Here is a 12,289-nt window from a genome sequence, read left to right as displayed (position 1 = left end):
GATTTGCTGTAGCCGCGCGTTGGGTGAGGTCGGTGCCGCTGCCGGGGGGTGCGAATGCGGCGATCTTGGCGGCGTGACGATCCAGGCTTGGATGTCCAACTGTGCCCGACGCAGCCGGCGGCTCACTTCGTCGCGCACGGCGTGCGGGTTCACATCGGCGGGTAGCGCCCGCGGCGGGCGCTGCTTTTCAGTGGGAGTCCGGATGGCAGCCGTTCCTCGACTGTCAACGTACGATTGCCGCGTCATGGCAGAGTTGGTTAAGGGTACGGAAGTACCTGTATCGCCGACGTGGCGACGGCGGACGTCTCGTGGCGGGCCGTTTCTAAGCTGGGACGCTGACGCGAAGCGGAGGAGCACGGGAGGATGAGAGGCAGGAACTCAGCTGCGAGCCGGTCGGTTGCCGTCGCGCTCTGGGTCGCGGTGGCCGCCGGTGTGGTGTCATGCTCCGCGAGTGGCCCGCCTCAGTCGCTGGAACGCAACCTTGTAGCCATCCCGGAGTATGGAGCTGGCTACGACAGCGGAGGAAGCTACCTGCAGTTCTCGGGCCCGGCCGAACTCGTTGACGTCAACGCTGCACTCCGGGATCTGGTGCTCGACGACCTGCGCCGGCACCAGCGGGACTTCCCGCCGCCCAAGACGGTGCCGGAGTACCCCGGTTCCTACCAGGTCGGTGGTGCGCGGGCCGATGTCGTCGCTAACACTGATCTGGTCAGCGTGCTGATTCCGGTGAGTCACGGGCTACCGGGTGGAAACCCGCACAGCGGCTTTCTCGCTCGTACGGTGCTGGTGCCATCCGCCGAGCGAGTCATGATCGAGGATTTGCTGGAGGATCCAGCGGCTGCATTCGCGGCGCTGGAGAGGCTGGCCAAGGAACGACTGCGCGCCGACGTCTGTGTCGGCACCATCGGCGAGGCAGTGGATGGCGACTGGGACACCGCAGAAAAGTACGGCCGTTTCGCGCTCACCCCGGAGGGCCTCGTAATCGGGTTCGAAAAGTATGAGGTCGCGCAGGGAGCCTGCGGAGGAGTCCGCATCGTGATCGCCTGGGACGGGCTGCAGAGTATGCTGACGGCGCGGGCACGCGAGTGGATTCGTGAACTCGGTGCTCCGTCGTCCGGAGCGGTAGCTCACTCGCGCTCTGGATAGAACTTGCTGCCGCTCTGACGATAGACGTAGGCGTACCGGTTGGCTGGGCCGGTCAAGGTGAACTCGGCATCCCGCAGCACGTTGTCAGGGTCGGTGTGGATGCGCCCGTCGGCGTCCAGATACGACGTGGCCGTCGCGCCGGAGCTGTCGATATAGCGGATCGCGAAGATCCAGCTGTAGCTGTGCTGCTTCGCGGTCATGTTCACCCGCAGTGTCTCGCGGTCGTCGATACTGACGTCGAGGTTGCGCCCGTCGAAGTACGGCCGTGAGCCGCTCATCATGGCGCGTGGGGCGGTGTCGAGATCGACGCTGACGGGAATGACGCTTTCGGTTCCGTCACACGGGGTACGCAGCAACGTGCCGTCGAGGGTCGGCGCTGTCCTCAGCCGGGCGACGTCGACACCGAGGATCCTCGTGGGGCGGGTCGACGTCCCGGTGAGGATCAGCTCCACGGTGACCGAGGTCTGCGCAGCGCCGCCCTGCTCGCGCAGCACCTGCGCCATCTGCGGCCGTGACGCGTTTGCCAGTTCGTACAGCGGCCCGGCTCCGGTGTCCGGGTCGAGCCCGCCAGCCAGCGCATACGTCTGGCCGCACGCATACACCGCGGAGACGCCGGCGGTGAATCCGCCACCGGGCAGGACCGGCGCGGGCTCGTCGATGAACAGGCCGTTGACAAGTCCGGTGGCCACGGCACCGCCCGCGGCGACGACGACCGCCGTGACAAGGCCTGAGATCCATCTGGTACGGGTGGACAGGCGGCCGCGACCATGCTCGGGCCGACCATCTTCAGCCGCTGCTTCGTAGTCGCTCATCGGTTCCCCCCACGGTCTCGGGTCGCGCATGCCGAGGTGATCGCCGCATCGGTCAGATTGTCGGCGACGAACCCCGCCAGTATGGTCAGGGCGGTGTCGTCGCCCAGCGTCTCCACGTGGACGACGCAGATGCCCACGGCGAACGACAGGCGCAGACGCGGCGCCAGGTCGACACCCGTGTTCGTGTCGTTCCAGCGCCACGCCTCGTAGCCGGCCCGGCCGACCCGCTCCGTTCGCAGCAGGCGAAAGCCGTCGGCTGCGGCAAGCAGCGCCTGTTCGGCGGAGTCCGCGAACCAGTCGAGGCCGACTGTGACCTCGGTCGCGGAGGTGGAGGCGGGCAGGAAGGCGCAGCGGGAAGGCGCAACGAGCATGATTTCCCCGGTGGGAAGCTTCTTTGGCCTGCGTGTGGGCTGGGCGCCGGGATAGACCCGCTGCCATTGTTCGTCGGTGAGCAGGGTGCAGGCGTCGGGCCACGCGCTGGGCTTCATCGAACCACCGAGGTAGCTTTCAGAGTCACCGGTGACCCGCCATGCCGAGAGTCGCGACGCGTTCCCTACAGAAACCGTCGCGTAGATCGTGCCGGTGGGATCGACATCTACGATTGCGCCACCAGGGCGGTCGACGGCGGTGAGGGTCGTCGCTCCGGTCCGGGTGTCGATCAGGAGGATGACGGACGGCCAAATCAGGTCCAGGGTGGCGACCATATGCAGAACTCCGTCCATCAGCCGTATGCCCTGGGTGTCCGACGGGTCTACCGCAACCACCCGAGTCCAACGCGTCTGTCCGGTGTCGAGGTCGACAGACCCGAGGGTGGTGGTACCGCCACGTGGCTGGCTCCGATAGAGCAGCGAGCCGTCGACTGTGGTGAGCGTAGTCGCATCGGTGTCGAGCTGAAGCCGCTGGCCGTTCGCCGTATAGACCTCTGCTCGGTCGGCGCTGTGGACCTCGATCACCGGGGTAGACCCGCCGGTCATGGCGACGTAGGCCGCCCCTCGCGCGGGATCGGCCGGATCCGCGGTCTGTGGGTCCCATGGGATCGGCTGACGCCACAGCTCCCGGCCGTTGTCGCCTTCGAGCACATGAAGGTGCTGACTGGCGTCGTCGCACGTGACGGTGAGCGCCACGATTAGCGCGGCTGTGCCGATCGACTGCGGACGACAGTCGCCGGCGACGGGCCACCGCCATAGTTCCGCGCCGTCGTGTGCGCGCAGGCGGTACACCGCAGCGGCACAGCTGACGAGCATCGCCTCGCCGCCCCCGTGGTGCAACTCCCAGTCGTCGCAGGTCCCAGGTGCCTGCCAGCGCCAGCGTTCGTCTCCTGTGGCCGGGTCCAGCGCAATCACGCTCAGCTCATCGCGTGTGACGATGCGACCGCCTACGAGGTGCGCATCCCGGCTCCCGGGCAGGCTCCAGACGATGTCCCCGTCGATGAGCCGTACGCCGAGCAGGCGGGCATCCTCGCCGTTGCCGCTCAGGAAGGCGATGCCGTTCGCAGTGGCGGCGAGCGTACCGTCAGCGTTCATCATCCACTGGGCATCCATGGTGCGGCGCCAGCGGACGAAGCCACGCCTGGCATCGACGACCTCGACCCGGTCGGGCTCGTTCGGGTCCGCACGGAAGTCGACCAGGGCGATGCTTTGCGACCTGCGGTCGTAGCCATACGTCGACCAGTCGTCGATCGTGAGGTCCCACAGGGTGACCAGCCCGCCAGCGGGGAGTCGACTACGGCGGTACGCGTCGTCATCACCGGCCATCCCCGACAAGGCGAGAACTGCGACGACCAGGCAGGACGTGATGCGAAGCGCGGCCGTCGGCACCGGCACCCCCAGATCGGTCGCAGTCGTGATGCTTTCGTCATGGCGCCCGTACTGCACCATTCTCAGCGGTACGTGACGCACTCGTCACGCGACTATCAGCCAGAAATCAGGCACACGCGGATTGGTCTGAGCGGCTGAGTGGTGAAGTGCTACAGGATCCGATGAGTATCGGGGCGAGCGCATTCGTAGCGTGTCGGCTATCGCCCTTCGTCGCCTGCTGCGGGCCTCCCGGGCTGAGTCCGAAGGCGTTCACTGCGCCGAACGCTGGACCGATACGCCGCCACTACATCGGGCGCCGTGCGCACTGGGCGCTGCAATTGCAACGGCCACGCTCCGACCGATCCGTGATCGACCCGACGCTGGAGCGGATCAAACGACGACCCATCTCGGCGGGCTGATCAACGAATACGAACGCGCTGCGAAACGCCCAGCTCAGGCTAAGCGACGGGTTGGAACCCCACAGGGGATCTGGGGTCTGTCGGACTAACGGCTCTGTCTCACATTCGGCTCTGTCTCACATTCGGTGGTGACCGTGGGTGAGGTCAGCTGAGCAAGATGCGGTGGCGTAGCAGGGTGAAGCCGGCTCGGCCGTGCATCTGGCGCATGATCCGCTTTGTTTTGGTGTTCACTCCTTCGGTCCCGCCGTTGTGATAAGGCAGGGTGACGGCCGCGTGGACGGCGTCGCGGTCCTGGTCGAGGCCACGGCTGAAGGAGTGCAGGCAGGGCAGGCTGGCCGCTCGGGCGGTGGTGATCCACTCGTCGAGGCGTTCGCTGTTGCCGTGCTGCGGCTGCAGCAGCCCGGCGAACGAGCGGATGAGTTCGGCCAGGTCGATCATCTCGGGGCAGGCGGCGGTGAGGTCGTCGCGGACGGCGCGCTGTTTGTCGGTGAGGTTGTCCGGGCGGGTGAGCATGAGCCTGGCCAGGCGGCGCGGCGAGATGGATGGCCGGTCGCCTTCCACTCTGCCCTGGGTGATGTACCGGTAGAGAAGGTTGACGCTGCCCTGATAGCCCTGGGCTTTGATCTCCTCGAACAGCCGCAGCACGCTGACGGCGGGGTCGTCGCTGCGGCGTTGCCGCAGATGGTCGCGGTGGGGGTCGACCAGGGTGGGCCGGTACTGCGGAGCACGCTGCAGACGCTCAGGTTCGGCCACGCGCGCGTAGCGCTTGACGGTGTTGAGCGACAGGTTCAGCCTCCGTGCGCATTCAAGCAGGCCGACCTTCTGCTGGAGTAGGTCGTGGACCTGATGCCATCGTTGCAGGGTGGTCTGCGCGCGCGGTCCGTCCTGCGGCAGGCTGGCCTTGGCCCAGCAGGCACTGTGCGCGGCGACCTCCTTCACCACGGCCTTGCCGAGGTTGTTCCATAGGTGCCACCGGTCGGCGACCTGCACGGCGTCAGGCAATGCGCGGCGGACCGCTTCGGCGTAGGCGCCCGAACCGTCGCGGCAGACCACCTGCACGCCGGGATGCTCACGCAGCCACGCCTCGAGGGTGTCGGCGCTGCGGTCGGGTAGTACGTCGACGCGCTGGCGGGTCTCGGCGTTGATCAGGATCGTGGCGTAGCGGTGGCGCCGGCGTAACGCGAAGTCGTCCACGCCCAGCACCCGCGGCACCGGCAACCGGACGACAGGAACCCGTAGCAGCGCCCGGACGGTGGTGTGCCGCGACAGACCTACGCCCAGGACCGACAGCAACCGTGCGGCACCGCGCCCGGCCAGCTCCCTGGCCACCGCGCCGACCTGCCCGGCCAGACGCGATGTGCGCCTCTGATAACGCTCCAGCACGCCGGGCACCTGCTCACGGAACGTTTGCCGACACCCGCGCGTCGGGCAGACCAACCGACGGACAGTCACCACGATGACCACCTGGCGCGCGTCGACGCAGACGTCGTTCACGGTCCGCTCGTGATAGCTATGTACACGTCCAGTGGATGCGCCGCAGTCCGGGCAGGAAACCGCCTGCGTTCTGGTGCGCGCACGAATCCTGATCCATGCACCCTCGTCCGCGACCTCCTCCACGACCAGCGGCGACAACCCGGCGAACACCACGCTGACAACTTGATCAGGTTTACAACCGAGCGAGTATCCAACATGGACGATCGCTACCTACGGTCACCACCGGAAGTGCGCCAGAGCCGTTTGTCACACAGTCCCCGAACGGCTTGACAGACATAGGGGCATCAGACCCGATCGACCTCGGTCCAGCCAACACATGCACGACCGTCAGGCTGAAATGGCCTCACTGCTCGAGTCTGCCTCGATGATGCCAACGCTCAATGCAACAGTCCCAGCGACCTCATCGGATGGCCGAACGAACGGCATCGATCGTCCGGCAGTCGATTCTGCCATGCATTGGCGACGGATAGTCTCTGTTCTCTGCCACCGGTCGGAGAGTGAGCTTCGCCAATGCACGAGCTGAAGTCCGAGTTTGCCGAAGTCGGCTCGTGGCGCGCCTGCCACTCGCCGATCACCTCGATAACCTTTATACGTGGGCACAGGCATTCGACCGCACTTGCCGTCGGCGACGCCAAGTTGGATCTAAAACTGTGGCAGCCGCCGATGGGCACCGAAGACGTGCCCGTGCTGCTCAATGTTATGGAGAGCGGTATAGCCATCGGTGACATCTGTGCCGTGTCGCAACGGCAGGGCTGGCAGGGCATCGGCGCGGTTGGCGGCGGGTCGGAGGTTCGCCTCTACAACGCTGGCGACAGCGACACCGTGCAGAGGATTCGCGTGCCCGGTGAACGCCTCCACCGCGTAGCCGCCATGCGGCGGCACGATGGTACCGCGGCCGTAATCGTTGGCGCCGACAACCGACAAGTGCGGGTGTGGAACGTTGACGACGGTGAGATCACATCGCTGCCCGACGAGGAGATCGACGAACGCCACGGCAAGATCCATGCGATCCGGATCTTCCCTCGCCAGCAGTGGCTGGTCACCGTCCGCGATGCGCCCCGCGGAATCGCCCTGTTCGACCTCAGCCAGCGCGTCCCCCAACTCCTACGCAGCTTTGGCACCGGCGACGACCATACGGCCACCACCTACTACGACCCCCTTGACCAGCCTGTTCTCGTCACCGGCGGCGATCGCGGGATTCGGATCTGGGATGCCCATACCGGCAGCAGGCTGGGTTCGCTCGCCCGCGGACACGCCGTCTCCCGCGTCATCGCCGTCACCGGGCGCAACGGCGAGCTGCTACTGATCGCGAGCCACGAGGACGAGATCCGGGTATGGAACCCGTACACCGACACCAGCGCACTGCTGCTCACCGCTCAGCGCGGGCACCGGATAACGGCGATGAGCGGCTTCAACTCCGATCATGGCTCCGCCCTCGTGGCCGTTGGCACCAACAAGGGATTCGTCCACTTGCTGCGTCAGGAGTTGCAGTCCACGGTCCGCAGGCAGCAGATCCAACACCGCAGTTGGGTCAACGCCGTGGCAGTGGAACTCGCCGCGTCCACCCGCCAGTCACACCCGCTGGTGGCCACAGCCTCCGACGACGGTGAGGTCCGGGTGTGGGACAGGGCCTCGGGCGCAGCCACCACCCTGCCGACCGTCATCGAGGACCTCAGCGCAGTGCAGGCGCTGACATTTCTGCCCAGTGGCGGTCTCGCCGCCGGTCGCGAATCCGGCAGGATCGACCTATGGACGCGCCCCGGCGATCAGGGGCACCTGCCAGTCAAGACGGGGCGACCGAGCCGCCAGATTCGCACAATGATCAGCGCTCAGGTAGGCGGGAACACCGTCCTCATCAGCGCCGGCGAGGTTAGCGACATCAACGTATGGGATCCGCAGGACCTCACCGCGCCGATTCACACCATGACCGCCAGCGCGGCCACGGATTCCGCCCAATCACAGGTGGTGCGCAGCCTCGCGACAGTTGCGCTGCCGGGCGGATCGGTACTCGCCGCGGCCCACAGCGACGGACGGATCCACCTGTGGAACATGAGCACCTGGCAGCCCTGCCCGGTCGGACTCGCCCCGACCCCGGATCAGTGCCAGATCCGCAAACTCGTCACTGTGCAGACGCCTGCGGCGACCTATCTCGCCGCAGGCTGCGACGACGGATTGATCCGCCTGTGGAACATGGACTGGGCGCTGGCCGATTCCGAGCGGTCGGCCGAAGACAGGGACGCAGTCGAAGCCACAATTGTCATCGACTCCGGCCACGGAGTGGTGTCCGCGCTGGCAGCGCTGCCGCCGGGGTCGACGCAGTCCCCTTCGCACCTGTCGCTCCTGGCCTCCGGCGGCTCCGATGGCGTCATCCGGCTGTGGGACGTCAGCAAGCCCGAGGAACCGTACAACGAGTTAGGGCGAGTCCATAGCAACTGGGTCCGTGCGCTGGCGTTCCAGACCATCGGGCCGTCGACGGCGCTTATCAGCGGTGGGGCCGACGGCAGTGTCCGGTCCTGGCCGCTACAGGGCGGGCGGATCTTCCCCTGGAGCAGTTTCGAACCCATCGGTCGAGGATTTGCAGACCGTCCCGCCCGAGTAGAGATGCTCGACCGCATGCCACTGGTGGATGCCTTGGTCGACACGCTGCGCCTGCCCTCGGCGGAGCCTGGATTGGCCCACACCGCGCCGCCTAACACCGCCTCAGGCCCCAAGGTAATCGCCATCCAGGGCCGGTGGGGATCCGGCAAGACCTCGCTCATGCGGATGCTCCAGGACAAGCTGGATTCGCTGCCACCCCAGCAGAGAGGCAGTAAGCGGGAGATCACCCCGAGCCAGGCTCTGCGGATCTTGCGCAAGGGCATGCCGACCACGTCGGCTGTGGCCATGACCGACATCGCGACAGTCTGGTTCAATCCTTGGTCGCATCAGACCTCACCGCAGGTCTGGTCCGGGTTGGCATGGACCATGTTCGAGCAGACCAGGGATCGGTTCGGCCCCAACCCTGCCGACCGTCAGCGCTTCTGGCTCGGACACAACCTGTCCCGGCTTGACCGCGGGCGCATCGCCCGGTCGCTGCGCACCAGGGTTTGGGCACCGGCGGTCGCTACCGTGACTGCTCTGATCGCCCCCCTGGTCACGGTGCTGGCACGCAACCCCAACGCGATCAAGGCTTTTCAACCTCGGCAACCGGGCTGGCAGGACGCGGCGCTCATCGCCGGCAGTGTGCTTGCGGCACTCGGCCTGACGTTGCTCGGCATTACCGCATACCGTTACTGGCGTGGTTCAGCGGCCGCGCACCTGCCCGAGGACCTGCTCGACGGGCCGCTGCCGCCCGCGCTGAGCCTCGGTGACCAGTGGCAGTCACGCCTGGGCCGGGAGAACTCCCCGCACACCCATTCGGGTGCGCTGTTCTGGCTGCAGCGCGATGTCAGCGAACTGGTCACCGAGCTCAACCGCCGCGGGGTACAGCTCGTTGTCTTCATCGACGATCTCGACCGCTGCGCCGCCGCCACGACCCAGGAGGTATTCGAGGCGGTCAGCGGCATCCTGTCCGACCAGTACGACAGCCGCGGATTCGATCAGAACGGCCATACCGGTGTGCGTTTCATACTCGGACTGGACCCGGATCTCGTCGCCCACCTGCTGGACCAGTCCGACCAGGCCCGATCCGCGCGGCCCGGAGGGCAGAACGTGGCATCTGCAATACCGCGGAGCCTTATTGACCCCGATGACCCGAGTGCGGGCTGGGCAACGCTGCGCAAGCTCTGGCAGCTGTCGGTGGTGCTGCCGCCTACCCCGGTGAGCCACGCCGCCCGGCTGATGGGCCAGCACCTGCCCGCAGGCGCCAGCGTGCAGTCGGGCGAAGCAGGCACCTCAGGGGCCACGCACGTGCAGGCTGATTCGTCGGGCACGGCGACGGTGAATACCGCCGGTGGGCAGACCGCCTCCAGACCTGTGGCCAGCTTTGAGCCGCCTCTGGGCGAGCCGGGGCTGGGCGACCTAGCGGGGGACGGCGAACCGGTCGTCATCGCGCAGCGCGGGTCCGCATCGAACGATACGCAGCGCGCGGAAGCGTATTACTTTGGAGCACCTGTTCCTACGCACCACATGAGCAACCTGCTGGCGCAACGGCCTTATCAGTCGATGCGGGAAACCAAGCGGATGCTCACGATGTGGGGCTTCCTAATGCGGCTAAAGCGGGAGCGGGCTAGGCTGGGATTGTCAGCCCCGATCTCGACCCGTCAGCACGCCTGTGATGTCATGACCCTCGCAGAGATCATTACACGATGGCCCTCCATGGTGTCGATTCTGACGCAGTGGCATCTTACGGACGGTGAACCTCAATCAGTTCTGTCCATAATGGTAAAGACCGTCGCCGACGGCGACGCGGAGGTCACGTTGGACCCCCTCTTGCCGGAGGATTTGCGGCCGCTCGGCCCCCACCTGGTCAAAGTGCTGCGCCGTTATGCCTGCAGGCCCGAACACAGTGTCGTCGAGTTGGCCGAGGAACTGCTCTGCGGCGGCGTGGTCCAGAACGCATACAGCTGATTCCGGTGCCGTTGCGTTACGGGATCGCGGGACGTGCTGGACCTGTGTCGGACCTGCGGTTAGATCGCCTGTGGGGTTCCCAAAAGGCGTCATGACGGTTGGCCAGCGATGATCGGGTGTCGTGCTGTCACGTCGGGCATCATCGTGATCTATGGTGCTGCGGTTGCTGTACCTCGTGTTCTGCCGCCTCTTCGGGTGGCTGACGCTGCTCAGATCGACCATCGCGGCCTAGGATGTGGAGATCCTGGTCCTGCGGCATGAGAACGTGGCGCTTCGCCGGACGAACCCGACGCCGCGACTGGACTGGGCCGACCGCGCGATCTTCGCCGGTCTGATCCGGCTGCTGCCCCGAGCGTTGCGCGCGCAACGTCTGGTCGCCCCGGCCACGGTGCTCGGCTGGCATCGGCGGCTGGTCGTCCGCCACTGGACCCATCCCCGCCGGCCGGGCCGCCCGCCGGTCGACGTCGCGGTCGCTCGCCTCGTCGAGCGGATGGCGCGGGACAACCCCGGCTGGGGCTACCAGCGGATCCGCGGCGAACTACGCGGCCTCGGCCACGATGTCGGGACGTCGACGACCGGCGGATCCTCAACCGCCTGGGCGTCCCTCCGGCACCAGTGCGCCGCGACCACACCACGTGGCGGCGATTCCTGCGCACCCAGGCCTCGAGCAAGCTGGCGTGCGACTTCTCCCGCGTCGACTGCGCCCTCACGCTGCAGCGCCTGTACGTCTTCTTCGTGATCGAGGTCGGTACCCGCTACGTGCACGTCCTGGGTGTCACGGCGAACCCGGATGGGGCGTGGACGCTGCAGCAGGCCCGCAACCTGCTCATGGACCTGGGCGAACGGGCCGAGCGGTTCAGGTTCCTGATCCGGGATCGGGGCGGGCAGTTCACCGCCGCGTTCGACGCGGTGCTGGCCGATGCCGGCGTCACCGTGTGCAGGATCCCGCCACGTAGCCCCCGGGCGAACGCGTACGCGGAGCGGTTAGTCGGCACGGTCCGCGCGGAGGTCACCGACCGGATGCTCATCGCCAAGGAGTGGCACCTGCACCGGACGATGGACCGCTACGCCCGCCACTACAACAGCCGCCACCCGCACCGGGCGCTGCGACTGCAGCCGCCACGCTCCGACCGGCCCGTCGTCGACCTGACGCTGGAGCGGACCAAACGGCGGCCGGTCCTCGGCGGGTTAATCAACGAGTACGAACGCGCTGCGTGAAGGCCCAACTCAGCCGCGTGACGGGTTTTTGGAACCCCACAGGTCGACGGCCCGGTACACGTACCGCCACACCCCGGCCACCTTGACGTACGTCTCGTCGAGGAACCACCGGCCACCTGGTGCGTGCCGGCAGAACCGTGCCGCGTCGGCCAACAGCGAGGTGAACCGCTGCACCCACCGGTAGACCGTGACGTGGTCGACCTCAACGCCACGTTCGACCAGCAACTCCTCAACATCGCGGTAGGAGAGGTTGTAGCGCAGGTACCACCGTATGGCGACCACAATGACCTCCGGAGGGGACCGGAACCCGGCAAACGCTGATCTCGCGGGCAACCAGGAGCGTGAACGGGGCGACGACTTCACCGCTCAAGTCTGACCCCTCGGTCCGTCCGAACTCCTAACGCAACAGACCGAACAACCTCCGCGTGCTAGCCCACGATGCAGGCGAACCTCGGCATGGCAGCTCGCCCCCTGATTGCCCCGACTGACTCACAAATAACGCAGGTTCGGAATACCGACACTGCACCAGCTGCGCGCCGCCGACCTCGGCAACGCCGGGGCCATGACCAACCTCGGCTTGCTCGCCTACGAGGCGGGCGACGTCGACGCGGCGCGCGGCTGGTACCAGCGCGCCGCCGACCTCGGCCACGCCGTGGGCATGCACAACTTGGGCGTGCTCGCTCGCGCCGCGGGCGACGTCGACACGGCACGCGGCCGAGACGACGGTGCCGACTGATCCACGAAAACCGCAGATTCCGGATACAGACGCTGCACCAGCTATACGAGCAGACTTACAGCTGTAGTCGGTCCAGGCGAAGCGCTTCCGCGGAAGCAAGGACGCGTTGCCCGTTGGGCC

The 12,289-nt window shown here is 66.9% G+C and carries 7 protein-coding genes and 1 pseudogene; 4 read left to right on the top strand and 4 right to left on the bottom strand.

The annotated features are described in order from the left end of the window. Positions 1–363: 363 nt before the first annotated feature. The gene (locus F9C41_RS16665) at positions 364–1,146 is read left to right on the top strand and encodes an RsiV family protein (RefSeq protein WP_155387721.1); all 783 of its coding nucleotides are present in this window, start codon (positions 364–366) and stop codon (positions 1,144–1,146) included. Here F9C41_RS16665 and F9C41_RS16660 read toward each other — a convergent pair. From F9C41_RS16660 to F9C41_RS16650, 3 genes are all read right to left on the bottom strand, one after another. After that, positions 1,128–1,958: a hypothetical protein gene (locus F9C41_RS16660; RefSeq protein WP_155387720.1), complete on the bottom strand. Its 831-nt coding sequence runs from the start codon at positions 1,956–1,958 to the stop codon at positions 1,128–1,130. The two genes, F9C41_RS16665 and F9C41_RS16660, sit on opposite strands and share 19 nt — an antisense overlap. After that, the gene (locus F9C41_RS16655) at positions 1,955–3,835 is read right to left on the bottom strand and encodes an outer membrane protein assembly factor BamB family protein (RefSeq protein WP_155387719.1); all 1,881 of its coding nucleotides are present in this window, start codon (positions 3,833–3,835) and stop codon (positions 1,955–1,957) included. Before F9C41_RS16655 ends, F9C41_RS16660 begins: the two co-directional genes overlap by 4 nt. Positions 3,836–4,317: 482 nt before the next feature. Further along, positions 4,318–5,871: an ISL3 family transposase gene (locus tag F9C41_RS16650; protein ID WP_456236817.1), complete on the bottom strand. Its 1,554-nt coding sequence runs from the start codon at positions 5,869–5,871 to the stop codon at positions 4,318–4,320. Between the two features lie 306 nt (positions 5,872–6,177). On the opposite strand from F9C41_RS16650, the gene F9C41_RS16645 reads away from it, so the two are divergent. Both F9C41_RS16645 and F9C41_RS41295 read left to right on the top strand, forming a co-directional pair. Next, positions 6,178–10,215 carry a P-loop NTPase fold protein gene (locus tag F9C41_RS16645; protein WP_155387718.1) on the top strand — a complete coding sequence of 1,346 codons (4,038 nt, stop codon included), beginning with the start codon at positions 6,178–6,180 and terminating at the stop codon, positions 10,213–10,215. A 615-nt stretch (positions 10,216–10,830) separates the two neighbouring features. Beyond that, on the top strand, positions 10,831–11,433 hold the full coding sequence (locus F9C41_RS41295; protein ID WP_230689665.1) for an integrase core domain-containing protein: 603 nt from the start codon (positions 10,831–10,833) through the stop codon (positions 11,431–11,433). A 33-nt stretch (positions 11,434–11,466) separates the two neighbouring features. On the opposite strand, the pseudogene F9C41_RS16635 reads toward F9C41_RS41295, so the two are convergent. Beyond that, positions 11,467–11,766: pseudogene (locus F9C41_RS16635) on the bottom strand (IS6 family transposase); the annotation flags it as partial. A gap of 229 nt (positions 11,767–11,995) precedes the next feature. On the opposite strand from F9C41_RS16635, the gene F9C41_RS16630 reads away from it, so the two are divergent. Beyond that, entirely contained in the window at positions 11,996–12,169 is a 174-nt protein-coding gene (locus F9C41_RS16630) for a tetratricopeptide repeat protein (protein WP_155387717.1), read from the top strand. Positions 12,170–12,289 lie beyond the last annotated feature (120 nt).

Origin of the sequence: Catellatospora paridis (assembly GCF_009720365.1) — a bacterium.
Classification (GTDB): Bacteria; Actinomycetota; Actinomycetes; order Mycobacteriales; family Micromonosporaceae; genus Catellatospora; species Catellatospora paridis.
This window is presented reverse-complemented; position numbering and strand designations above follow the sequence as displayed.